The 25697-nt window shown below is 37.3% G+C and carries 24 protein-coding genes and 2 tRNA genes; 15 read left to right on the top strand and 11 right to left on the bottom strand.

Translation table 11 applies throughout. From position 1 onward, the window contains the following. Window positions 1-71 precede the first annotated feature (71 nt). From sufA to DK857_RS13890, 8 genes are all read left to right on the top strand, one after another. Complete coding sequence (sufA, locus tag DK857_RS13925) at window positions 72-440, top strand: Fe-S cluster assembly scaffold SufA (protein ID WP_036913225.1); 369 nt, start codon at window positions 72-74, stop codon at window positions 438-440. 17 nt (window positions 441-457) lie between these two features. After that, window positions 458-1960: a Fe-S cluster assembly protein SufB gene (gene sufB, locus DK857_RS13920; RefSeq protein WP_075673222.1), complete on the top strand. Its 1503-nt coding sequence runs from the start codon at window positions 458-460 to the stop codon at window positions 1958-1960. Window positions 1961-2004: 44 nt separating this feature from the next. Beyond that, a complete protein-coding gene (gene sufC / locus DK857_RS13915) occupies window positions 2005-2751 on the top strand; it encodes a Fe-S cluster assembly ATPase SufC (RefSeq protein ID WP_109394271.1) in 747 nt (248 codons plus the stop codon). Then, on the top strand, window positions 2726-4033 hold the full coding sequence (gene sufD / locus DK857_RS13910) for a Fe-S cluster assembly protein SufD (RefSeq protein ID WP_109394272.1): 1308 nt from the start codon (window positions 2726-2728) through the stop codon (window positions 4031-4033). The genes sufC and sufD overlap by 26 nt, the downstream gene beginning before the upstream one ends. An 11-nt stretch (window positions 4034-4044) precedes the next feature. Continuing rightward, entirely contained in the window at window positions 4045-5283 is a 1239-nt protein-coding gene (gene sufS, locus DK857_RS13905) for a cysteine desulfurase SufS (RefSeq protein ID WP_167394843.1), read from the top strand. Window positions 5284-5304: 21 nt separating this feature from the next. Further along, entirely contained in the window at window positions 5305-5733 is a 429-nt protein-coding gene (sufE, locus tag DK857_RS13900; protein ID WP_109394274.1) for a cysteine desulfuration protein SufE, read from the top strand. Between the two features lie 116 nt (window positions 5734-5849). Then, window positions 5850-6767: a L,D-transpeptidase family protein gene (locus DK857_RS13895; RefSeq protein WP_109394275.1), complete on the top strand. Its 918-nt coding sequence runs from the start codon at window positions 5850-5852 to the stop codon at window positions 6765-6767. Window positions 6768-6921: 154 nt separating this feature from the next. After that, the gene (locus DK857_RS13890) at window positions 6922-7422 is read left to right on the top strand and encodes a hypothetical protein (protein WP_109402472.1); all 501 of its coding nucleotides are present in this window, start codon (window positions 6922-6924) and stop codon (window positions 7420-7422) included. 114 nt (window positions 7423-7536) lie between these two features. On the opposite strand, the gene DK857_RS13885 is transcribed toward DK857_RS13890, so the two are convergent. Beyond that, window positions 7537-7776, bottom strand: coding sequence for a major outer membrane lipoprotein (locus DK857_RS13885; protein WP_036937280.1), 240 nt, complete (start codon window positions 7774-7776; stop codon window positions 7537-7539). A gap of 265 nt (window positions 7777-8041) precedes the next feature. Beyond that, a complete protein-coding gene (locus tag DK857_RS13880; protein WP_036937277.1) occupies window positions 8042-9100 on the bottom strand; it encodes a linear amide C-N hydrolase in 1059 nt (352 codons plus the stop codon). Between the two features lie 454 nt (window positions 9101-9554). On the opposite strand from DK857_RS13880, the gene DK857_RS13875 reads away from it, so the two are divergent. Continuing rightward, window positions 9555-10946 carry a glutamate decarboxylase gene (locus tag DK857_RS13875; RefSeq protein ID WP_109402471.1) on the top strand — a complete coding sequence of 464 codons (1392 nt, stop codon included), beginning with the start codon at window positions 9555-9557 and terminating at the stop codon, window positions 10944-10946. A 103-nt stretch (window positions 10947-11049) separates the two neighbouring features. Beyond that, a complete protein-coding gene (gene gadC, locus DK857_RS13870; protein ID WP_109394279.1) occupies window positions 11050-12606 on the top strand; it encodes a glutamate:gamma-aminobutyrate antiporter in 1557 nt (518 codons plus the stop codon). A 96-nt stretch (window positions 12607-12702) separates the two neighbouring features. Here gadC and pykF read toward each other — a convergent pair whose 3' ends face one another. The 4 genes from pykF to DK857_RS13850 form a co-directional block, all read right to left on the bottom strand. Beyond that, window positions 12703-14115 carry a pyruvate kinase PykF gene (gene pykF, locus DK857_RS13865; RefSeq protein WP_109394280.1) on the bottom strand — a complete coding sequence of 471 codons (1413 nt, stop codon included), beginning with the start codon at window positions 14113-14115 and terminating at the stop codon, window positions 12703-12705. A 467-nt stretch (window positions 14116-14582) separates the two neighbouring features. Beyond that, window positions 14583-14659 (bottom strand) — tRNA-Val (locus DK857_RS13860). Between the two features lie 29 nt (window positions 14660-14688). Continuing rightward, a tRNA-Val gene (locus tag DK857_RS13855) sits at window positions 14689-14765 on the bottom strand. 148 nt (window positions 14766-14913) lie between these two features. Further along, window positions 14914-16287 (bottom strand): MATE family efflux transporter, encoded by a 1374-nt coding sequence (locus DK857_RS13850; RefSeq protein WP_109394281.1) that lies wholly within the window; start codon window positions 16285-16287, stop codon window positions 14914-14916. A gap of 313 nt (window positions 16288-16600) precedes the next feature. Here DK857_RS13850 and DK857_RS13845 point away from each other — a divergent pair, with 313 nt between their 5' ends. Beyond that, the gene (locus tag DK857_RS13845; RefSeq protein WP_109394282.1) at window positions 16601-17272 is read left to right on the top strand and encodes a riboflavin synthase subunit alpha; all 672 of its coding nucleotides are present in this window, start codon (window positions 16601-16603) and stop codon (window positions 17270-17272) included. A gap of 80 nt (window positions 17273-17352) precedes the next feature. On the opposite strand, the gene cfa is transcribed toward DK857_RS13845, so the two are convergent. Then, window positions 17353-18507: a cyclopropane fatty acyl phospholipid synthase gene (gene cfa / locus DK857_RS13840; RefSeq protein ID WP_109402470.1), complete on the bottom strand. Its 1155-nt coding sequence runs from the start codon at window positions 18505-18507 to the stop codon at window positions 17353-17355. Window positions 18508-18812: 305 nt separating this feature from the next. Next, a complete protein-coding gene (punC, locus tag DK857_RS13835; protein WP_109394284.1) occupies window positions 18813-20030 on the bottom strand; it encodes a purine nucleoside transporter PunC in 1218 nt (405 codons plus the stop codon). Between the two features lie 118 nt (window positions 20031-20148). Here punC and punR point away from each other — a divergent pair, with 118 nt between their 5' ends. Then, window positions 20149-21051 (top strand): DNA-binding transcriptional activator PunR, encoded by a 903-nt coding sequence (gene punR / locus DK857_RS13830; protein ID WP_109394285.1) that lies wholly within the window; start codon window positions 20149-20151, stop codon window positions 21049-21051. A gap of 26 nt (window positions 21052-21077) precedes the next feature. Here punR and purR read toward each other — a convergent pair whose 3' ends face one another. Beyond that, a complete protein-coding gene (gene purR, locus DK857_RS13825) occupies window positions 21078-22103 on the bottom strand; it encodes an HTH-type transcriptional repressor PurR (RefSeq protein ID WP_075673235.1) in 1026 nt (341 codons plus the stop codon). Between the two features lie 268 nt (window positions 22104-22371). Here purR and cydH point away from each other — a divergent pair, with 268 nt between their 5' ends. Next, window positions 22372-22455, top strand: coding sequence for a cytochrome bd-I oxidase subunit CydH (gene cydH, locus DK857_RS19600; protein WP_103004765.1), 84 nt, complete (start codon window positions 22372-22374; stop codon window positions 22453-22455). A gap of 137 nt (window positions 22456-22592) precedes the next feature. Here cydH and sodB read toward each other — a convergent pair whose 3' ends face one another. Then, on the bottom strand, window positions 22593-23171 hold the full coding sequence (gene sodB, locus DK857_RS13815) for a superoxide dismutase [Fe] (RefSeq protein ID WP_072062546.1): 579 nt from the start codon (window positions 23169-23171) through the stop codon (window positions 22593-22595). A 374-nt stretch (window positions 23172-23545) separates the two neighbouring features. Between sodB and DK857_RS13810 the strand changes: the two genes are divergently transcribed. Together DK857_RS13810 and DK857_RS13805 are read left to right on the top strand one after the other, a co-directional pair. Further along, the gene (locus DK857_RS13810; RefSeq protein ID WP_109394286.1) at window positions 23546-23905 is read left to right on the top strand and encodes a hypothetical protein; all 360 of its coding nucleotides are present in this window, start codon (window positions 23546-23548) and stop codon (window positions 23903-23905) included. 175 nt (window positions 23906-24080) lie between these two features. Then, window positions 24081-24488 carry a hypothetical protein gene (locus DK857_RS13805; protein ID WP_157957609.1) on the top strand — a complete coding sequence of 136 codons (408 nt, stop codon included), beginning with the start codon at window positions 24081-24083 and terminating at the stop codon, window positions 24486-24488. Between the two features lie 186 nt (window positions 24489-24674). On the opposite strand, the gene DK857_RS13800 is transcribed toward DK857_RS13805, so the two are convergent. Further along, entirely contained in the window at window positions 24675-25490 is an 816-nt protein-coding gene (locus tag DK857_RS13800) for a sulfite exporter TauE/SafE family protein (RefSeq protein WP_109402469.1), read from the bottom strand. Window positions 25491-25697: the final 207 nt, after the last annotated feature.

Genomic DNA, 25697 nt, shown 5'->3' with positions numbered 1-25697 from the left:
GAAGTGATAAGGGTTATCATTACCATTAGTGTCAGGAAAGATATCAATCTCCTTTCGAAATGAGGTCAGAAATGACAAACAACGTTGAAACTTTTTCTCTTAATGACACAGCTTGGCAAGGCATTGTATTAACGGATAATGCGGCAAAGCATATCTGCCATTTAGTCGAGAAAAACCCTGAAAAACAAGGGCTTTCCTTAAGTATCAAACCCTCTGGTTGTACAGGGTATGGTTATGTTATTGAACTCGCTACTGCCCCAAATGATGATGATCTTGTTTATGAACATAATGGCGCAAAACTCTTTGTTTCATTAAAAGCAATGCCATTTATTGATGGGTTGGTTGTTGATTATGTTCGTGAAGGACTTAATCAAATGTTTAAATTTAATAATCCTAAAGCTCAAAACGTCTGCGGATGTGGTGAGAGCTTTGGGGTATAACATAGTGAAGTCAGATTATGTCTCAGAGCAATGTTGAAATTGGTGATGAAGTTCAGGGATGGCTAAGCGATCACCACTATAAAGAAGGTTTTTATACCGATATCTCAACCGACACCTTAGAAAAAGGATTAAATGAAGCGGTTGTACGTGCAATATCGGCAAAAAGAAACGAACCAGAGTGGATGCTGGAATTTCGTTTAGATGCTTATCGCCATTGGTTAGAAATGGAAGAGCCACATTGGCTAAAAGCAGATTATCCATCGCTTAATTATCAAGATTATAGCTATTACTCAGCACCATCTTGTAGTTCATGTTGTGCTAACGGCAGTTGTGCTGGTGGCACAAATGAAGCTGTTACGAGCGATAAACAAGCTGCGCAGGATTATTTAACCAAAGAAGTTGAAGATGCTTTTAACCAACTCGGAGTGCCTGTAAGAGAAGGGCAAGCCGTTGCTGTTGATGCTATTTTTGACTCGGTTTCTGTTTCAACAACCTATCGTGAAGAGCTTGCTGAACATGGCATTATTTTTTGTTCATTTAGCGAGGCTATTCAAGAATATCCTGATCTAGTGCGCCAATATTTAGGCACTGTTGTCTCAAGCCATGATAACTACTTTGCTGCACTGAATGCTGCGGTCGCATCTGATGGTACTTTTGTCTATATTCCAAAAGGGGTTCGTTGCCCAATGGAGTTATCGACTTATTTCCGTATTAATGCCGCTCAAACAGGCCAATTTGAACGAACTATTCTGGTTGCTGATGAAGGCAGTTATGTCAGTTATATCGAAGGTTGTTCAGCACCTGTTCGAGATAGCTATCAGCTTCATGCTGCTGTGGTTGAAGTCATTATCCATAAAGATGCCGAAGTAAAATACTCTACTGTACAAAACTGGTTCTCTGGTGGTGATAGTGAAGGCGGTATCCTTAACTTTGTGACTAAACGTGCTATCTGTGAAGGCGAAAATGCCAAAATGTCATGGACGCAATCAGAAACAGGTTCTGCAATCACATGGAAATACCCAAGTGTGATTTTAAAAGGGGATAATTCCACCGCTGAATTCTTCTCGGTTGCTTTAACCAATGGCAATCAACAAGCAGATACGGGGACTAAGATGATCCATATCGGCAAAAATACCAAATCAACCATTATCTCTAAAGGTATTTCTGCGGGTAAAAGTCAAAACAGTTACCGTGGGCTCGTAAAAGTACTTCCTGGTGCGCAAAATGCTCGTAACTTCACCCAGTGTGACTCCATGTTAATTGGCACACAGTGTGGTGCGCATACTTTCCCTTATGTTGAAGTAATGAACAATTCAGCACAGCTTGAACACGAAGCAACAACGTCACGTATTGGTGAAGATCAGTTGTTCTATTGTCGTCAGCGTGGATTAAGCGAAGATGATGCAATCTCAATGATTGTAAACGGATTTTGTAAAGATGTGTTCTCAGAATTACCGCTGGAATTTGCTGTAGAAGCACAAAAATTATTAGCAATCAGCTTAGAGCATAGTGTCGGTTAATTATTAACCAGATTCTGAGTATAAAGATACCGAAGGCATATATTATGTTAGATATTAAAAATTTACATGTCAGTGTTGAAGGCAATGAGATCCTTAAAGGATTAGATTTGCAGGTACGTGCAGGTGAAGTTCACGCGATTATGGGACCAAATGGCTCGGGTAAAAGTACGCTATCTGCAACGCTTGCTGGTCGTGATGAATATGAAGTTGATGACGGTTCAATTACTTTTAAAAATAAAGATTTATTGGAATTAGAACCGGAAGATCGCGCAGGTGAAGGCATCTTTATGGCATTTCAATATCCTGTTGAAATACCCGGTGTCAGTAATCAGTTTTTCTTACAATCTTCTGTAAATGCAGTGAGAGAATATCGTGGTCAAGAGCCGTTAGATCGCTTTGACTTTGAAGATTTTATTGAAGATAAAATCAAATTACTGGATATGCCACAAGATTTGCTAACACGCTCTGTTAACGTGGGATTTTCTGGTGGTGAGAAAAAACGTAATGATATTTTGCAAATGGCTGCGTTAGAGCCTGAGCTATGTATTTTAGATGAAACAGACTCAGGTCTTGATATAGACGCATTAAAAATTGTTTCTAATGGTGTTAATAGCTTACGTGATGGTAAACGTGCTTTCATCGTTGTAACACACTACCAACGTATTCTAGATTATATTAAACCTGATTTTGTGCATGTGCTTTATCAGGGAAAAATCATTAAATCAGGTGATTTTTCATTGGCGCAAAAATTGGAGGAACAAGGTTATGGCTGGCTTATTGACCCTCAATGAAAAGCGTGAAAAACAGCGTCAAGTTGAACAGCGTAATCAACAAGCATTAAAAATGTTTTCGGCTTTATATCATCAACGTAAAGGTGACGATAATCTCAACGCTCGTAATCATTGGTTGCAAGTTGAGAAAATAGGTTTCCCTGCTTATCGCCATGAAGATTGGCATTATACGCCTTTAGAAGAAACACTAAGTCAACGCTATCAACAGTTGCCACCTTTTGATGTACAAAGTTTAATAGCTAAACACGCATTATCTTTTGATTGCTACCGTATTGTTATGGTGAATGGTACATTTTCACCAATAGAAAGCAGTAAAGATTTTGGTCCTTATCAAGTCACTTTACTTGATAACCAAAGTGAATTACCTAAAGCGGTAAATAGTGAAATCTTCCTGCATTTAGTTGAAAGTTTAGCGCCACATCCTTTGCTTATTACCCTGAAAAACGGTGTTATTGCGGATAAACCGCTTTATATCCTCAATATTACTCAGGGGGATCAAAGTGCTGAGGTAAATAGTGCAAATTATCGTTTTCATCTTGATGTTGGTGCAAATACCCAGATGCAAGTGGTAGAGCACTATATTAGCAGTGATAGTGAAAACCGTCATTTTACAGGAGCAAGGTTAACTGCAACGATCGGCGATAATGCCTCTTTTAACCATATCAAATTAAGTTTTGAGAATGGCGTAAGTCAGCATTTTGCCCATAACGATCTGTCGATAGGCCGTGATGCTCGTGTTAACAGTTACGCTTTCTTATTAGGCGCTAAACTTAGTCGTCATCACACAAGTTCTGCATTAAAAGGTGAAAATACAGAGCTTTCGATGAATAGCGTTGTATTACCTAAAGCTGGAGAGATTGCAGATACTCGCACATGGTTGGTTCATGGTGAGAAAAATTGCCAGAGTCGTCAACTACATAAAAGTATTGCGATGGATGCAGGGAAAGCTGTATTTAACGGTATGATCACGGTGACACCTCAAGCATTAAAAACAGATGGTCAAATGACTAATAACAATCTGTTGCTGGGTGAAAAAGCGCAAATCGATACTAAACCACAGCTTGAGATTTATGCTGATGATGTGAAGTGTAGTCATGGTGCTACTGTGGGACGAATTGATGATGAGCAGCTATTTTATCTGCGTTCACGAGGTATTTCCTTAAGTGATGCCCGTAAAATGATCATTCATGCATTTGCAGCTGAATTAACTGAATCACTAGAAAATAGTGTGATTAAAGCACTGGTATTAGAAAGAGTTAATCAGCGCTTATTAGAGGTATAAAATAAGGCATTATGACGCATTCCATTGAAAAAGCGCGAGATGATTTTCCAATTATTTCACAACAAGTGAAAGGAAAACCTTTGGTTTATCTCGATAGTGCCGCAAGTGCTCAGAAACCGGCTTGCGTCATTGAACATGAAAAACAATTTGCCTTAACACAATATGCCGCGGTTCACCGTGGCATTCACACATTAAGTGCAAATGCGACAACGTTAGTTGAAAATGTCCGTAAAAAAGCCTGTGATTTTTTAGGTGCCAATAGTGAAGAAGAGATAGTCTTTGTTAAAGGCACAACGGAAGGGATCAACCTAATTGCGAACGTTTATAGTCAACGATTTTTGAATGATGGTGATAATATCATCATCACAGAAATGGAACATCACGCAAATATTGTTCCGTGGTATATGTTAGCAAAACAGTATGGCTTTAATGTTCGTGTGTTACCGTTGTTGCAAGACGGCACGCTCGATTTTGCTCAATTGCCTCACTTAATTGATGAGCGAACTAAATTACTCAGCCTCACTCATCAATCAAATGTATTGGGCACAGTGAATCCAGTCGCTCAAATTATTCGTGATGCTCGTCAATATGCAATTGAACAAGGTGGTGAATTACATATATTGCTTGATGGTGCTCAAAGTGCAATGCATCAAACAATTAATGTTTCACAACTTGATTGCGACTTTTTTGTTTGTAGCGGTCATAAACTTTATGGGCCTACAGGTATTGGTTTGTTATACGGCAAGAAAGCGATACTGGATGAATTACCGCCGTGGGAAGGCGGTGGCGCAATGATAAAGCATGTTCATATTAATGGCGATATTACCTACGCAGATGCGCCTTGGCGCTTTGAAGCAGGAACACCTAACATAATGGGAATGATTGGTTTAGGTGCGGCATTAGATTATCTTTCACAAATAGGCATGAATAATATTGCTGAGTATGAAAGTCATATAATGAAGTATGCCCAAGAGCAGTTGCAAAAAGTAAAATCCTTAACGCTTTATGGCAATGATTCTCGACAAGGTGTGATAGCGTTTAATTTAGGCAAACATCACGCTTATGATGTTGGGACATTCCTTGATAATTATGGCGTTGCTATTCGTACAGGGCATCATTGTGCGATGCCAATTATGGATTATTACCAAGTTCCTGCGATGTGTCGCGCATCTCTTGGTTTATATACCAATAAAAATGATATCGATGCGTTGGTTAATGCGCTATTACGTGTTGAGATGTTATTAGGTTAAAAATTAAAAAAGAGGTTATTCATGGCAGTTGCTAATTTGCCAGATGAAGCAAAGCTATTACGCAATTTTTCTCGTTGTCAGGATTGGGAACAACGTTATCTTTATATGATGGAGCTAGGTGAGCGCCTTCCTCCTTTAACAGATGAACAACGTATTTCAGCTAATTTTATTGAAGGTTGTCAAAGTCAAGTTTGGATAGCGGTTTCTCTTAATGAGAATAAACAGCTAGTGCTGGCTGGTGATAGTGATGCGGGCATTGTGAAAGGCCTTGTTGCTTTAGTGATTATCTTATTTCAAGGTAAAACTATCGAACAAGCATTAGAAACGGATATCAAACATTACTTCTCATCATTAGCACTAGAAAGCCACTTAACACCATCTCGCACGCAAGGTTTGCATGCGATGGTTACAACGCTTATTACACGTTTTTCAGAATACGCTGTAGCATAAATGTTACCTGATCCCGCATTAATGTTCTAAACTGACTTATTATATGAAAGCATAACAATGATAATGTTATCATCATAATAGTCAGTTTATTTTATTTCTAACACACGGGATAAACGATGAAAAAATGGTTAACTCTTTTAGGGGTATCGCTATTAGGGATGAGTAGTCACTTATCTTATGCGACAGAATATCTACTACCTGCTGATGGCCAGCGTATTATTGGTGAAAATTTTTCATATATAGTTCCCGATGATAAACGCTCATTAGAGGCTATTGCGTCCGAATACCAAGTGGGATTGCTCAATATGATGGAAGCGAATCCTGGTATTGATCCTCTTTTGCCTGATGCAGGTAAAACCTTAACAATCCCATTGCAGATGATTTTGCCTGATACCATACATAAAGGCATTGTTATCAATCTTGCTGAACTGCGCCTTTATTATTATCCAAAAGAGGGTGGAACTGTTGATGTTTACCCGATTGGAATTGGCCAATTAGGGCGAGAAACACCTGAGATGGTGACATCGATTTCTCAATTAATTAAAGATCCCACTTGGACACCAACGGCGAATATTCGCAAAAATTATGCAGCTAAAGGGATTACGCTACCGGCTGTCGTTCCTGCTGGCCCTGAAAATCCAATGGGGGCATATGCTTTAAGATTGGCACATAGTCGAGGTGAATACCTTATACATGGTACTAATGCTGATTTTGGTATTGGTTTAAGAGTGAGTTCAGGTTGTATCCGTTTACGCCCAAGTGATATTGAGACCTTATTTAACGTGGTACCTAAAGGGAGTCGAGTCCAGGTTATCAATAAACCGATTAAATTTACTGAAACCGCAGACGGCAGACAGTTTATTGAAGTTCATCAGCCACTATCACGTAATGAAGATGACGATCCGCAAACCATGCCTCTTACATTCACAAAGCAATTTAATGCTTGGTATGAGAGTGGCAAGGTTAATAAAGATAAAGCTGATGCAGAACTTATTCGACGCTCGGGTATTCCAGTAGAGGTTACTGCTTACTAGTCAGTGAGGATGATACTATTAAAAACAAAACAGGTGCTTTAGGCGGCTGTTTTGTTTTAGGTTTCAAAAAAATAAAAAAGACTTCTTTATAAAATCAATAGTGCTAAAAATACCTTACCATCAAAATGTTTTCTATTGATAATAAGGGAGTTTAATGAAAGTTTCAGTTAATAATGAACACATAATAAAAGAAAATCGTAATATCACTTCTAGCATGAGAGATAGTTTTAGTGGACTATTTAATAATTTATCTCAGGTGAAAAATAGCTGTAAAACGTTTTTAATTGGAAATGAAAAGCTAAAAAGTGAAAATATTCAATCAATGTGCGATGAGATCCTTCAACGATTCATTCCCAAAGAGGGAACTAGGGAATATGAGTTAATTGAAATAGAGGCTTTGCTGGATATGGCTAGTTCTAGAATATCCTACACAAAATCTTCAAAATCAGTGACAGAGCTGTTTAATATTCTAGAGAATGAACTCAAAAAAATAAGTGGTATGGATTATACTGTGCTGACATTAGCTCAAAAAAAATATGTTAATAAAATTAGAGAAACATTTAATGAATTATTAACTCAAGCCAATAAAAATATCAACATTGGCTCAAACCTAGCAACGAATTATAATTTAATTGCTCATATAAAAAGCCCTTAATACCGATTAATTTACCAATAAGCAATAACCTTATAAAAAAACAAAGCCCTAACATTGTTAGGGCTTTGTGATTAATGCTTACCTAAAGCTGTTTCAGCTTATTGGTGGGTCAAATTACTTTTTATAAGTAGTGACTTGGTTATCTAAACGCTGATTTGCACGAGCTGCTTCGTCGTAAGCTGACTTCGCTTCAGCACGAGCAGATTGTACATCACTACTTAGTTGTTGAACTTGAGAATTCAGGCTACTTACATCAGAAGAGATTTGATCTAACTGTGCATTATTACTAGAAGAACAACCTGCTAGTAAGCCTGAAGCCAGAATTACTGCACCTAGTACAAGTTTCGCTTTCATAGTTACAACCTCTATTATTAATTTGTGTAAAGGAACAAGTAGCATTTATATGAAGCCATTAATAAGTATGGCACAGATATAAGAAAATGCTGGATTTATTTACCATACTCTACTTACTCATTAACTGAACAATAGAAAAAATAACACCTAAAAGGCAAATATTCAGTACAAAAAATGCGTGTTATTTCACAAAAGATTTTTATTCATAAAAGTCTGATAGAAAAACATTTTATCTGTACTGTTTTATTCTTGCTCATGTTTATAGCTATAAATCACCTTCTAAATTTACTTTTATGAAAACGGGCTCTGCTTCATTTTTAAATGCTTCAAGCGTAAATTTTCGGAAGTTGAGATTGTTATACCCTCTAAAAAAGAGTATTCCTCGTTCTAAATCGGTGAGCGTTGTCCACACTGAAAATTCACTGGTATGAAGCGCTTTCAACGTGTCATGGCCTAGTAATGGATCGATTGTGGAATTTTTAGGGCGATCGAAACGGTTCATGATATGAGCTAATTCAACAAGTTGTGTGTCTGGATCAGCAACTTGGTGATAATACGTTGTATAGTAAACCGCACGAATAAATCTATCGACAGAAGTATCAGAGCTTGGTAAGGAAGCTAAAGCAATCCCACTATCTGGTTGTTTGACCTTTATATTTCCCAATGTGTTGGTGGAAATATTAACATTAGAAAGGTGAGTATAATTATTTAAGTTAGTAAGATGCCATGGAAATATTGGACCATTGGTCATGCAATAAGTTGGATTATCATAAATATGCAATGTGCCTTCTGAAATCTCAACAACAATGCACGCTCCCGTTTTATCATAAAAAGCGTAATGGAAAGGGCTGGGCAAATTGCGTAAAAGTAATAGTTTTTGTGACCAAAAAGCCGTTTTCGGAATGGCTTGTCTTAACTCTTCAACGGTTGCATATTGTGCTAAAGCCCATTCACCGATTGCCGCAATAGGTACGGACGTTGCGTAATCTTGCGGAGGAATATCATCTAGCTTTGAATCAGGAAGCATATTCAAGCTAAAAGAGAGCCCTTGTGTATTGACTCCCTCTAGCACATCTTTTGTTCCTTCTAAATTAATTGGTGCTGTAATGGCGATAAAAGGGTATTTGACGGCATATTTTAATCCTGGTGTACCATCAGGGGCATTTTGTTGGAATGTGTGAGCTTTAGGATAATATGCAAATATTGAAGCAGGTTTATCTGCTGAAAACTCCATTGTTCTACCGTGATAAATGCGATTTTTCTTATCTTTAATCGCGAGCGTGGTACAAGCGAATACTCGATTATCAATGTTATTTTCTGGCATAGTTTATTCCTAATAAATTAATCAGTATGTATGATACAAATAAGATCCATGTATAAATACAGTTATAATACAGATTATTGATTACAGCCATTTCCATAAAATATTTTTTTAATATATTGTCATTTTTATATTTAACCAAACATCAATATCTTAGGAAAAATAAGTAAATACAAAATGAATCTTTTTGGCTCAGTAAAGTGAGTTTTTTATTATGTAAATGTTTTTTTTATGATAATGAAGTGTTTCTGTGTTGATTTTTAATGTTGGTAATCCTCATTATGATAACACATTGTACCAAAAAATGATTTAAATTGAAACAAAGTATCACGTTAATTATCAGATCTAAAATTAAATTTGAATTTCATTTCTCACTTTTTATATTGTTGACTATCTTTAATAAATAAGCGTTACACCTATTCATTTCTTATTATATTTATTTTAGTAGGGTATTAATATGAAAAACAAATCATCAAATTATAATGAACTAGATGATATATATGCATCTCTCAACCTTTCTCAATCCTTACCTAAAACAAAAATCCCGCAGAAAGAAAATAATCCACGTAACGTTTTTAATGCTGTCCGTGATGAATTAATGTTAGATGGCAACTCAAGACAAAATTTAGCGACATTTTGCCAAACTTGGGTTGACGATGAAATACGCGATTTAATGGATATTTCTATTGATAAAAATATGATAGATAAAGATGAATATCCGCAAACAGCTGAAATTGAAAATCGTTGCGTTCATATGTTAGCTGATTTGTGGTCTTCGCCTGATGCATTAAATACGCTAGGTTGTTCTACTATTGGTTCATCAGAAGCTGCAATGTTAGGTGGGCTAGCATTAAAATGGCAATGGCGTAAAAAACGTATTGCACAAGGAAAACCAACAGATAAACCGAATTTGATTTGTGGTCCTGTTCAAATTTGTTGGCATAAATTCGCTCGTTATTTTGATGTGGAATTAAGAGAGATCCCTTTAGAGGGAGATCGTTTAATGATGAGTCCAGAAGAGGTCATTAAACGTGTGGATGAAAATACTATTGGGGTTGTACCAACTTTAGGAGTTACTTTTACCTGTACCTATGAGCCTGTCAAAGCGGTTCATGACGCATTAGATAAACTGCAAAAAGAAACAGGTTTAGATATACCAATTCACGTTGATGGCGCAAGTGGTGGCTTTTTGGCTCCTTTTTGTGCACCCGATATTGAATGGGATTTCCGTTTACCACGAGTAAAATCTATTAATGCTTCAGGGCATAAATTTGGTTTGGCGCCATTAGGTGCAGGTTGGGTTGTTTGGCGTGAAGCAAAAGATCTGCCTGAAGAGCTTATCTTTAATGTGAACTACTTAGGCGGTAACATGCCTACTTTTGCGCTGAATTTCTCACGCCCTGGCGGGCAAATTATTGCTCAATACTATAACTTCTTACGTTTAGGCCGAGAAGGTTATACAAAAATTCATAACGCTTGCTACTCAACAGCACAATATTTAGCAAGGGAAATTGAAAAGTTAGGTCCTTTTGAAATGATATTTAGTGGTGATTGTAAAGAAGGTATCCCAGCATTAGCATGGAAACTAAAAAAAGACGCTAAAGTCACTTATTCTTTATACGATATTGCAGATAAATTACGTAGTCGCGGTTGGCAAGTTCCTGCTTATTCCATGCCTGCTAATCGTGAAGATTTAGTGATCCAACGTATTTTAGTTCGTCATGGTGTCAGCCTAGATCTTGCCTCACTATTAATTGATGATTTCAAACGTACGCTAGAATACTTTGATAAACACCCAGTCAGCAATCCTTTATCAGCAGAAGATGGTAGTGGTTTTAACCATAGTTAATTCTGTTCATTTTGAGGTTGAGGATCGCTATCCATTCTCAACCTCCTTCTAGATAATAATTACAGTGTAATTATTTTTTCTGAATAAATTTCAGGAGGATTGTATGGTTACATCATCAACAAACTCAGCACCCAAACAACTTACATTAGTTGGTTTTTTTGCTATTACTGCTTCGATGGTGATGGCGGTATATGAATATCCAACTTTTGCAACTTCTGGTTTTAGTCTTGTTTTCTTCTTACTTTTAGGTGGATTATTATGGTTTATTCCTGTTGCATTATGTGCAGCTGAAATGGCGACAGTAGAAGGCTGGCAAGAAGGGGGCGTATTCGCTTGGGTATCAAATACATTGGGTGAGCGTTGGGGATTTGCAGCTATTTCTTTTGGTTATCTGCAAATTGCTATTGGGTTTATTCCGATGCTTTACTTCGTATTAGGTGCACTTTCTTATATTCTTAATTGGCCTGAATTAAATACCGACCCAATAATTAAAACTGTTGCAGCTTTAATTATTCTTTGGGTATTAGCATTTACCCAATTTGGCGGCACCAAATACACGGCATCTATTGCCAAACTTGGTTTTTTTGCTGGCATTTTATTACCTGCTTTAATTTTAATTGTTTTAGCTGTCAGTTATTTGATGAGCGGAGCGCCATTAGCGATTGAAATAAGCACAAAAACTTTTTTCCCTGATTTTACCCAAATAGGGACATTAGTTGTTTTTGTTGCGTTCATTTTAAGCTATATGGGCGTAGAAGCTTCAGCAACCCATGTTAACGAGATGAAAAACCCAGGGCGAGATTATCCAATTGCCATGTTCTTACTAATGATAGTGGCGATTTGTTTAAGTTCTATTGGGGGGTTATCTGTTGCTGCGGTGATACCTAATAATGAAATTAACTTATCAGCAGGTGTCGTACAAACGTTCAGTGTTTTAGTCTCTCACTTCAGTAATACACTTGATTGGGCCGTTAGGATTATTGCTGCTTTATTATTGTTAGGGGTATTAGCAGAGATAGCGTCTTGGATTGTAGGACCTTCTCGAGGTATGTATGTTGCTGCTGAAAAAGGTATTTTACCGAAGTCGTTAGCGAAGGTGAATAAAAATGGGGTACCTGTTGCTTTAGTGATTTCTCAATTATTGATAACAAGTATTGCGATCATTATTCTGACTAATACCGGTGGTGGCGGTAATATGTCGTTCTTAATTGCTTTAGCCTTAACGGTCGTTATTTATCTGTGTAGTTATTTCATGCTTTTCTTAGGTTATATGCAACTTACTTGTAAACAAGCCGATAAAAAGCGAGCGTTTCGTATTCCTGGCGGTAAAAACGTTAAACTTCTTGTTGCAATGGCGGGTTTATTGCTCTCTATTATTGCGTTTGTGGTTTCTTTTTTCCCACCAAGCTCTTTACCGAACTCAAAAAGTGATGAAACTTACGTTACGTTGCTGATAGTCGGCTTTCTTATTATCTTTGCTTTACCATTTATTGTTTATGCGTGTCGTTCTAAACAAGGTAAACCAGCTAACAATATATCTTTAGTTCATATCAAAAGCCACAATGCACCAGCAGGGCATTTTTTTATTCATCCTCGTGCTCGTGCAACACATTATTTATTATTAAAAAATAGGGAAGAGACAGATAAGAATAACGTGTAACCAAAAAATAATAGGTAAAGGGAATTGCCATTAAAATGCATTAAAAAAACACCACTTCAAATAGTGAAGTGGTGTTTTCAGTTGTAAAGCGATTAATTACAGCACGTGAACAGATGAAGTATTTGTTGTACCGCTATCAACCAGGGCACCAGTAACCATAACAACACGCTCACCAGCATGCGCTAAACCACTTGCTAATGCAGCTTCTTTACCAATACGGTAGAAGTCATCAGTAGAGGCGATTTCGTTAACTAATTGAGTGGTTACACCTTTAACTAACAGTAACTGACGAGCTGTTTCTTCGTTGTTTGTTAATGCTAAGATTGGTGCAGTTGGGAAATATTTACGGATAGAACGCGCTGATTTACCACCGAAAGTTGCTACAACAATCAGAGGCGCATCTAAGTTTTCAGCCATTTCAACCGCACCGCGACAAACTGCTTCAGTTACGCGTAATTTTGCAGCTGTTTGTTTGTAATCAAGACGAGATTGCATGATACGGTCTGTACGATCACAGATAGTTGCCATGATAGTCACAGCTTCTACTGGGTATTTACCTTTTGCACTTTCACCTGACAACATAACAGCATCAGTACCATCTAAGATAGCATTCGCAACGTCACCCGCTTCAGCACGAGTAGGGCGTGGGTTTTTGATCATTGAATCTAACATTTGCGTTGCAGTGATAACCACTTTACGTGCAGCGTTACATTTTTCGATCATCATTTTTTGTGCGAAGATAACTTCTTCAACTGGGATCTCAACACCTAGGTCGCCACGAGCAACCATGATACCGTCAGATGCTTCTAAGATCTCATCAAAATTGTTTAAACCTTCTTGGTTTTCAATTTTTGAGATGATCATGATGTTTTCGCCGCCGTGTGCATTTAAGTGAGCACGCATTTCTTCAACGTCAGAACGTTTACGAATGAATGATGCAGCAACGAAATCAACGCCTTGCTCGCAACCAAAGATAAGATCTTGTTTATCTTTTTCAGCTAATGCAGGTAAACCGATAGAAACGCCAGGTAAGTTAACACCTTTATTTTCACCTAAGTCGCCGTTGTTTAAAACTTCACAAACAACTTCTTTATCAGTTACAGCAGTGACTTTCATGCCGATAAGACCATCATCAACTAAAACGGTGTTACCAACAGTTAAGTCTTTAGCAAAACCTTCGTAAGTTACAGCAACGCGGTCTTTATTACCTACAACAGTTTTGTCTGTGGTGAAAGTGAAAGTTTGACCAGCAACTAAAGCGACATCATTACCACCTTCTAATTTGATGGTACGAATTTCTGGGCCTTTAGTATCTAATAAGATAGCGGCTTTTTTGCCTGTTTTAGCGCAAACGTCACGCAGGTTTTTGATACGGTTGCCATGCTCTTCATAGTCACCGTGAGAGAAGTTTAGACGCATAACGTTCATGCCTGCGTCCAGTAATTGATTCAGTTTTTCTTCAGATTCGGTTTTTGGTCCGATGGTGCAAACAATTTTTGTCTTTTTCATGGCAGTCTATTTAATGGTTGTATTGTAATGGATGAATAAGGATTAATGTCGCTGTTTTCTATTAACAGTATCAACGGTGCAAAACAGGGTGTACAAACTCATCTCTAATGGATAAGTTGCGCAACATGTTAATGGTTCAGCAACATCATAAAAATCTTGTCACTATTTTGTATCAAAGGTTGGCAGACATCTTACATTATAGTCTATCACGATTCATTTGTTCTGTTTTCTAAAGATGCCCGTAAATCAACACGCTGAAACCTTTCAACAAAATTATGTTTCGTATTATAGAGGTTAATTTCTATGAAGAAAATCGAAAAAAGGTAAATTTAAGTGATGTGATCAAAATACGGCGTTGATTGCTTGTTTTTTAAACACTTTGTTGCGCAATAAAATATTGCAAGCTAAATTAATTATTTTGTAGGGTAGGTAAGATGAGTAAAAATAAGAAAATAGAGAAAGAGAAATGGTGCGTCCAAGTGGACTCGAACCACCGACCCCCACCATGTCAAGGTGGTGCTCTAACCAACTGAGCTATGGACGCACTGTATTGAAACGTTGTCGAGAAATAAATGGTGCGTCCAAGTGGACTCGAACCACCGACCCCCACCATGTCAAGGTGGTGCTCTAACCAACTGAGCTATGGACGCATTATCTATTGGATGACAACGGGGACGAATATTAACGAGATGATTCGATTCTGGCAAGAGGAAAAACACAAATTTATATTCAACTGCTCGTATTTAAAGCTATTTGTTGATATTTGTGTCATTCCTTTGCCTAAATAATAGTTTCTGTTTACCGCTCTGAGCGTAATAACACCACTTCATCAGGTTGACGTTGGATCCACCAAATACGGGAACCCATCATAATCGCTGAGGCAGTTAAACCTAAAATAAAGCCAATCCAGAAACCAGCGGGTCCCATAGCTTCAACAAAGTAATTAGTACGCCCTAATATATAACCAGAAGGTAGCCCAATTACCCAGTAGGCAATAAAAGTAATAAAGAAGATAGAGCGGGTATCTTTATAACCTCGTAATACACCTGAGCCAATAACTTGCACAGAATCTGATAACTGATAAAGCGCAGCGAATAACATAAGATGAGAAGCTAATGTCACCACTTCAATATTATCGTTATACATTAACGCGATTTTTTCTCTGAAGATGATAGAGAAAATCGCGGTACAACTTGCCAACATTAGTCCAGCAGCAAGCGCTGTAATGGCTGAAATACGCGCTTGCTCTGTAGAGCGTTGCCCTAAGTTATGGCCGACACGGATGGTTGCAGCTATTCCCAATGAAAGAGGGAACATAAACATCAGTGAGCTAAAGTTAAGTGCTATTTGATGACTGGCAACCGCAGTAACGCCTAGAGGTGAAACTAATAACGCAACAACGGCAAATAGAGTTACCTCAAAGAATAAGGCTAAGCCAACAGGTAATCCTAAAAACGTAATACGCTTTATCGTGTGAAAATCCGGGCTTACTAAACGTTTCTTTGGCATAACGTCACGTTGTGTTGGCGCTCGCCGCACGTAATAACGCATCATTAAGAACATTGCCCAGAAAACGGAGGCTGTTGCAACACCACAACCAATACCTCCTAATTGTGGGGCACCAAATTTACCGTAAATAAAGGCGTAGTTAATAGGGATATTAATTAATAAGCCAACAAAGCCAATTATCATGCCAGGTTTCGTTTTAGATAAACCCTCACATTGGCTTCTCAATACCTGATAGTAAAGGCAACCTGGTGCCCCCCACATAATGGCATGAATAAATCCAATGGCTTTTTCGGCTAATTCGGGTTCTATGTCATGTTGCGCTTCAATAATAAAACGGCTGTTATAAAGAATAGCAATTACCATGATTGATAAGAAAGTGGCGAGCCAAAAACCTTGTTGTGTGCGATTAGCAATATGTTTTCGTTGTCCTGAACCATTTAATTGAGCAACGATTGGAGTTAATGCCATTAATATGCCTTGGCCTAATAAAATCGTTGGTAACCAAATAGACGTACCTACTGCCACCGCCGACATTTCTGTGGCATTTACAGCGCCCGCCATGACAGTATCAACGACACCCATTGCTGTCTGGGAAAATTGCGCGATGATAACGGGGATACCGAGAGCAAGTAAGCTACGCGCTTCTCTTATGTACTTCTGCACGCATACACCTTTATTTATTATAAGAAAACGAAAGGAAAGGAAGAGAACAAACGTCGCATCATTAAAATGACGTAAAGAGATCCTCAAGACCGCTTATTCTAATGATAAAAGTTTAATAAGCAACGAAAGAAGTTTAGCTTTTCAAACACAGGATTTTGATAATTTATTAGGTGTTTTTACGTTATATTTAACGGCAATCATCGATAAGGAATAAATACGATAATTGTTCCTTTGTATTAATACGAGCTATGTTATCCTTAATGGTATAAGCCTAAATTGAGTTTACCAATTTATCGATCCAAGGAGATGTAAGATGTTTACAGGTATTGTTCAGGGAAAAGGGCGGGTTATTGCTATCGAAGATAAAGGCGATTTTCGTACCCATATCATTGAATTACCCAAAGAGTTAGTCGGCAATTTAGAAACAGGTGCTTCTGTTGCAAATAATGGTTGCTGTTTAACGGTCACTAAAATTGAAGATACACATATTAGCTTTGATTTAGTGAAAGAGACATTACGTTTAACTAACCTTGGTGAATTAAAAGTTGGTTCTGAAGTGAATATTGAACGTGCAGCTAAGTATGGTGATGAAATTGGTGGCCATGTTATGTCTGGTCATATTGTAACAACTGCTGAAGTTGCCAAAATTATTACATCAGAAAATAATTTACAAATTTGGTTTCGCATTTTTGATAAAGCATTAATGAAGTACATTTTACACAAAGGTTTTATTGGTATTGATGGAATAAGTCTAACTGTGGGCGATGTGGTTAATAACCGTTTTTGTGTACATTTAATTCCTGAAACGCGAGATAGAACGACATTAGGTCGCAAACGCCTTGGTGATAAAGTCAATATTGAACTTGATCCTCAAACCCAAGCAATTGTTGATACAGTAGAGCGCGTTATGGCGCAACAAGCACAGCAACAAGCTTTATTAGCAGCACAACAAATTGAAAATGAAGAACAAGCTTCACATAATTAATGTTGTTGCTCTTAAAACAGAACTAAAAAAAAGCCAGTTTGATTGATAAACTGGCTTTTCTCTTTTTATAAAAAGAATAATTAGCGAGGGATCTGTAAACCGCCAATATGACCTTTAGGGCTTAGTACGATTTGCCATAGCTGAATATCTCTAGCACGAAAGGCACCAGCACAGGCATTAAGATAATAGCTAAACATACGTTTAAAACGCGGTGTGTAATTAGATTCAATATCTGGCCAACAGGCTAAAAAACGCTGATACCATGCCATTAATGTTTTATCGTAATCAGCACCAAAATTATGCCAATCTTCCATCACAAATTTACAGTCCATTGCATGAGCAATTTTTTGAATAGACGGTAAACATCCATTAGGAAATATATATTTGCTTATCCAACTATCTACATTCACTTTATCGCGGTTAGAGCCAATGGTGTGCAATAAAAACAGACCTTCTTCCTTTAAATTACGACGAACCACATCAAAATAAGTGGCATAATTTTTGGGCCCTACGTGCTCAAACATACCCACTGAAACTATACGATCAAACTTTTCATGTAAATCACGATAATCTTCTAAAATAATATTTACATCAAGTCCTTGGCATCGAGCTTGTGCCAATTTTTGCTGTTCACCAGAAATGGTGACTCCCGTGACAGAAACACCAAAATGTTTGGCTGCATAGCCTGCAAGTCCACCCCAACCACAGCCAATGTCTAATAAGGTCATTCCTGGTTTTAAATCTAATTTTCGGCAAATTAAATCTAATTTATGTTCTTGAGCTTGAGTTAAATTATCTGCGTTTTTCCAGTAACCACAGGAATATTGCATATTAGGATCGAGCATGGCTGTAAATAAATCATTACCAAGATCGTAATGCTCTTTACCTACCATCCATGCACGTTTTTGAGTTTGTAGATTAAAAAGGCGGGCTGTCGCAATTTTAACAATATCACGTAGATTTTGTGGGAGCTTATTTTCAAGACCAGCACGTAAAACTTTATGAAAGAATATATCCAGTCGCTCACAATCCCACCAACCATCCATATAGCTTTCACCGAGACCTAATGAGCCTTGTTGCAATACTCTTTTATAAAAATTTTGATTATGAACCTGAATATCATAAGGTTTTGAACCGTTGACTCGAATATCAGCGTGAGTTAGTAGTTCTGTAGCAATCCTTTCATAAGGATCATTGGAGGTCTTTCGGCCTTCTTCTACACAAGATGTACTCATATACTCTCCGGCGTAAACTAAGCGGGTTTTGAGACATAAGCTAAGAAAGAGTGTGTGCAGATTGACAGTATTAAAATGGTATTGTGTTCAATATGGGTTGAACGAATAGAATTAATAAGACAACTAATCTGACATAATCAGCTAATAATCTATTTAATGCCTCAAAATCCGAAAGAAAAATAGATAAAACGCTATTACAGCGTATGGATAAGTATAGAGACGTAAAATATTTTTCTCTAGAAAAGAAAAAGGCTATTTTTTATAAAATAGCCTTTTTAAGATAATTCTTAAAAGAGTGGGCGTGATTATTCTGCGGTTTGAACTGTGTGTTTGGTAACAGATTTATTACGCTGAATAAAGTAGCCAACTGCCATTGGAATTGCTGTTAACGCCATAATTGCTGTGGTGTTAATCAGAGGTTGTTGGCTAATAAATGCAGATACAATAAAACTTGCTAAGCTACAAAGACCCAGTTGAAGTGCATTTTGTAACGCAGCTGCTTTACCACTAATTTCAGGATAAGCAGATAAAGCATTAGAGACTGCTATTGGATAAGATGCACCATTCATTGCAGCCATAATACAGAACGGAATTAAAATAGTTGTCAATGTTGGTTCCGTAAATTTAGCTACAAGGTATAACGCAGTCATACTGACAGCATAACCAATTAATAACAGCGGTAGCAGTGTTTTACCTGTCATTTTTGACAGTAAAATACGACAACCATAACCACCGACCATAAAGGCAATAGTTTGTGGAATATAACTTAAACCGATATCCTGTGGAGAGTAGCCCATCTTTTCAAGAATGATTGGGGAGCCTGCTAACCAAGCAAAGAAACCTGCACTACAAGAAGCATAAACTAATACATTACCAGTGTAGAGAGGGGATTTTAGTAAAGTTATAAATGATGCAGAAGATTGGTTTGCATCTATAACTGATTTTTGTTTAATATTTTTTAGCATTAGTGTCGGTAACATGAGAACTAACGTTACGGCCATTAACAGCATAAAAATCATACGCCAGCCACCGTGATTTAATAACGATGCACCGATTAAAGGTGCAAGTGCTGGTGATAATGCAACCAGTGGCATAATTAAAGCAAAAACGTGCTGAGCGCGAGATTCATCAAAACGGTCGATGACAAGAGCTTGCCAAATAACAGCAGCAGAGCAGACGCCGAAAGCTTGTAGGAAGCGCATAGCAAGTAAGCCAGTTGCACTTTCAACCCATAGCATACCAAGGCAGCCTAAAGAGAAAAGGCTTAAACCAATAAGAAGAATAGGTTTACGACCGACTTTGTCAGAAAGTGGTCCCCAAAGTAACTGAGCAACAGCAAAACCAAATAAAAAGATACTTAAGCTATTACTAATAGCACCTTCGCTGATAGAGAGCTCACGTTGCATCATACCAAATGCAGGTAAGTACATATCAATAGCTAAGTAACCTAGCATACTCAAACCGGCTAGGTACACCATAAAGCTCATAGGTGTTTTTGATTGTGTGGATGTTTTAGAATTCATTTTATTTTCTATGCTATGTGATGTAGAACATTTTATGTATTGTAACTAAGACCTATTTTACTTGTGAAACGGGAATATTTGGTTAATGCTGTGAAAAATTTTCAAAGGAATAAACTCTATGTGGTCAGAATACTCTTTAGAAGTTGTTGATGCAGTCGCAAGAACAGGAAGTTTTAGCTCGGCTGCTCAAGAATTGCACAGAGTGCCATCCGCTGTTAGTTACACTGTTCGGCAATTAGAGGAATGGCTTGCCGTTCCTTTGTTTGAGCGCCGTCATCGTGATGTAGAATTAACCGACGCAGGTAAAATTTTCATCAAAGAAGCACGATCTGTTATCAAAAAAATGAATGACACTCGGCATCTTTGTCAACAAGTTTCTAATGGATGGCGCGGTCAATTTAGTATAGCAGTTGATGGCATTGTTAAACCTGAAAGAACACAACAACTTATTCTCGATTTCTACCGCCATTTTCCGGATATAGAACTGTATGTCTACCCTGAAGTGTTTAATGGCGTATGGGACTCCTTAGTTAATGGTCGTGTTGATTTAGCCATTGGTGCAACAAGAGCCTCACCAATCGGTGAGCGTTATAGTTTTAGAGATATGGGATTTATGCCTTGGCGCTGTGTTTGCCATGTTGATCACCCTTTAGCGAAAGCACTGCATCCATTAACGGATGATGAAATGCGACCTTATCCAAGTTTATGTTTAGAGGATACCTCACGCAGTTTACCAAAACGTGACACGTGGGCACTCAATAATCAGCGTAGAATGGTTGTTCCGACATGGGATATGGGGCTTGAGTGCTTGTTAGCGGGATTATGCGTTGGAATGGTGCCTTGGCACCGTGCTGAACCTTTAATTGAACAAGGTAAGTTGGTAACTTTACAACTGGCACAACCATTGCCAGACAGCCCATGCTGCCTGACTTGGGTCGATAAAAGTGAATCACCCGCTTTGACATGGTTGTTAGATTATCTTGGAGATAGCCAAACCTTAAATGAGGAATGGCTTCGCTAGAAATCCGATAGCTAAATAAATATGAATTAGCGACGATAGTCGATAAAAGGACCGTCAGCAACTGAACGGCGCTCAACTAATCGTGGATGAACTTCGATTGTTTGGGCGTCTTCGCGTTTATTGACGATACGATCAAGTAGCATCGATAATGCCATTTGACCTAGACGTTCTTTTGGCTGGTGGACGGTTGTTAGTGCAGGTGTAAAATAACGTGCATTACGAATATTGTCATAGCCAACAATAGAAATATCTAAAGGAACACGCAGGCCAAGTTCATCCGCAGCGCAAATTGCACCCATTGCCATCACATCACCACCACAAAAGACAGCAGTCGGTCGATGTTTTTGGTTTAGCATTTGGTACATGGCTTTATAGCCAGATTCTGGCTCAAAGTCGCCTTGTACAATCCACTCGTCTTTAACTGTGATTTTGGCTTCTTCCATGGCTTTTAAGAAACCTTGTAAGCGGCCACCACCTGTATTGCGTTCTAATGGGCCTGGGATAATACCAATATCACGATGACCTCGCTCAATAAGGTAACGACCCGCAATATAACCACCATGGAAAGCGTTATCAATAATGGTATCTGTAAAGTCACCACGCGCTTTGCCCCAATCCATGACAACCATTGGAATATTACGATAGCCCTCTAAAAGAGTAAGAAGGTGATCGGGATATTCAGAACACATGACTAATAATCCATCAACACGTTTTTGTGCCAGCATCGCTAAATAGGCTTTTTGTTTATCGAGGTTATTATGTGAATTACATAAAATCAGTGTGTAGCCTTTGCTATAACAACTATTTTCAACAGCTTCAATCACTTCAGCAAAGTAAGGAGCTTCACTGGACGTGGCTAACAGGCCAATAGATTTTGTGTGATTGACTTTTAAACTACGCGCAACGGCACTAGGTGAATAATTTAATTCTTTTATAGCGGCCCAAACTGCTGCCCGTGTGTTCTCAGCAACAAAACGTGTTTTGTTGATCACATGAGAAACAGTCGTGGTTGATACGCCTGCGCGTTTTGCCACGTCTTTTATTGTTGCCATGGTGTGGAAAACTCCTGACCTTCATTGGTCTCTTTTATCTAATTTTATGGTTTAACTGCCAGTATAGTCATACATAGGGCAAACACTGGCAATAATTTAGCGATTAGCTGTGAATTTTGTATGATCTAGCTCAAAAGTGAAAGTATTAATCAATGTTATAAATTGTGCACTGGTCGCTATTTTAGCAAATTTTGATATGTGATAATAATTAACCATGACAAGGTTATGGTTAAAAATGTGTATTATAATCATTTTGAGGGAGAAATAGATGGATACGGATCTGAAATTTGGTTTGAGTACAGCAGTAGCAGCGCTTGTTATGATTGTTTTATTTTCGACTATGTTGTTCTAATCACTGCTTTATAGAATATCCGATCAATTTAAATTGTAGATTATCGAATATCTGAATATAACAAAGGGCTCAAGGCCCTTTGTTATTTTGTCACCAAAAATGAATCTCAATCACTCACCTTTGATTATCAAGCTCAATTAAGCAAGATTAGCTTCAACAAATGACCAGTTAACCAGTGCCCAGAACTCTTCTAAATATTTAACGCGCGCATTGCGGTAGTCGATGTAGTAAGCATGTTCCCATACGTCTACTGTTAACAGTGGTTTGTCTGCTCCTGAAACTGGAGTTGCAGCATTAGAGGTGTTAACAATTGCAACTGAACCGTCCGCTTTTTTAACTAACCAAGTCCAACCTGAACCGAAGTTTTTAGCAGCAGCATCATTAAATTGCTTTTTGAACTCTTCAAAAGAGCCAAATGCTTTGTTGATAGCATCAGCAATTTTACCTGTTGGTGCGCCACCTGCATTTGGTGCTAAGCAGTTCCAGTAGAAAGTGTGGTTCCATACTTGAGCAGCATTATTAAAGATACCGCCATCAGTAGATTTGATGATTTCTTCTAAAGATTTGCTTTCTAAATCAGTACCTTTAACCAGATTATTTAAATTGGTTACATAGGTCTGGTGGTGTTTGCCGTAGTGATATTCTAAAGTTTCTTTAGAGATGTGTGGCTCAAGAGCATCTAACGCATAAGGTAATTTTGGTAATTCGAAAGACATTGCGTACTCCTTTAAACTATCTATTTCGGGTTTTGTGCCTGAAATCATTCAATCAAAAGCATTTGAATTGATGGAATGAGGCAAATGAATCACTAAGTTGTTACTATTTTGCTAATTATTTTAACAAAAATCTGCTGAAATAACAGCTAAATATCTTTTATCTATAGTTATAAGCCATATAGATTAATTATATTCATAAGAGTATATCCCTCTTGTCTGCACGTAAAGTAGCAAAAGCGCATTTGTAAGAAGAGATGTAAAAATGAAGGGGAGTATGAATTTTATTCTATTTATGTGATTTAATGAAATTTGTATATTTATTGTAGCAACCGTATTTTATATTGAAATTATACAAATAGAGTGTAGGAGTTAAAATGAGTTATAATATTGCACTATTTGATTTTCCCATTCCGAATGATTTTGAAAAAGCGTGTGAGTGCTTCGAAAAATATGAAGATGAAGATATTCAGGAATTAAGCCCATCAATGTTGTGTTTTTATCAAGAAATTTCTCATCTATATCCGTGCCTTTGCGAATTACCTGATGATGAAATAGATGATAGTGTGTGGTGTGATGGGCCTTTAATTAATAACTTTATGACCAAAATCCCAGTTATTGGTTTTGTTTACTCCAAAGTAGATGAGGCTCTCCCTGTAGTTATTAAATTAGCAAATAAAATGGGAGTTTCAGTCCTTGATTGGCAGCAAGGAGCGGTATTTAATGCTAAACAATAAAAATGATATTTGTGATGATATAAGGATTGATTTAAATTTTTCGACAATGGTTTAAGTTTTTTCAATGGAGTGATAAAGCATGCATGGAAGTATTATTTTTAAGTGTTTTTCTATAAAAAGTTTAGTTCAAAGTTTATTTTTGCTTATTTTTTGTAGCGTGCTAAATGGCTGTAGCATGTTCTATGGTATTGCATGCAGTACCAGTATTTTATTTACACCGTCAGAATCACAAGAAAAAATCTATATGCCAGAAGCTGTTATTAATCAAAATTATGATCAACAGATTGAACTTGGTGTATTTTCTGGTTTAGCTCCATATTATATTGTGGAAAGTCCTGAATGGGTTACTGTTACATTAATGGTAAAAAATAAAGATGGGGAGTGGTTTTCTCTTATTACACATGAAGATTGGCAAAAGCATGTCATGCATCAAGAAGAGCGTCCTATCATTTTTGCTCGTTTACAAGGAACAGCACCTAAAAGTGGCAATGTACGGATAAAATTAAAAGCCACGGTAGGGCGTACTATGTGTGGTACAACGGATCCTGTTTTTGCTTTACAAGTCAAAGTGAGAAAAGAATAAAGTTATCCGTGATACTTAAATATATTTATTTTAATTAAGTGAAGATTGCCTAATAAGACTCGTCCATTTTATCTTATCTATAAATACTCTAACTTACTAAAATCTAAAATTATTATAAATGTTAGATTTTAGTATTGCTTGTTTGTATAGAATAATTTAATGGAATACAACTTTCAGATCACGTTCTTATCCTGTAATAAGTGTATACATCATTTTCACTACAACTAAGAATAGGAATAATGCAAATATTTGGCGAACTCTAGGAATTGGTAGGCGATAAGCAACTTTTACACCTACAGGTGCGAAGAGTACGCTGGTAATGCTTATTCCGATAAAGGCAGGTAAATAGATAAAGCCGAAATAATAGTCATCAATATTTGTTTGATTCCAACCATAGATAATACCCATGATTGTGCCTATAGAAGCAATGATGACACCAATCATTGAAGAGGTTGCAATACATTTACGTGTATTAAATCCCCAGTGACTTAAAAGAGGAATGGTGATAGTACCACCAGCAATACCGATAAAACTGGATATAAAACCAATTAAAGAACCACCACTTGTTAACGCTGATTTTGAAACAATAGGATCTTTCACATTTTCAATGCGTTCCGCTTCTTTCTTTTTAGTTAATAAACCATAGATGGTATATACCATGAAAATACAGAACACGATTTGTAATATCGTGTTTGACATTTTTTGTACCAGAAATGTCCCCACAAGCATACCAATGATGGTGCCGAGAGATAATAGAGGGAATTGCTGCCATAAAATGGCTTTATGTTTGTTATGAGAATATGCTGAAGATGCCGTGGAAAATATAATGACAGAGAATGAGGTAGATAAGGCAATTTTCATTACCATATCTGTTGGGATAGCTTGTTGACTGACTACATACATAACCACCGGAACAATGATTGCACCGCCTCCTATGCCAAGTAGCCCAGCAAAAAAGCCAGTGATACATCCCACTAAAAGAAACAGCAAAATCATGTCCATAGTTAATACTCATCAGGATTTATAATAAACCCATTTATATACATTATATCTTTTTAAGAAGGTAGTGTTTTATCTTAATGTATAGATTATGAAATTTAATGTGTTTATTTTGATATGAAAATTGTTATTTCTTCTCTTGTTACCTCTTTAATATTAAAGGATATATAGCTAAATATAATTCCAATAAAGAGATATGTTAAATATTTA

This window comes from Proteus terrae (assembly GCF_003144325.1).
Lineage (GTDB): Bacteria > Pseudomonadota > Gammaproteobacteria > Enterobacterales > Enterobacteriaceae > Proteus > Proteus terrae.
This window is presented reverse-complemented; position numbering and strand designations above follow the sequence as displayed.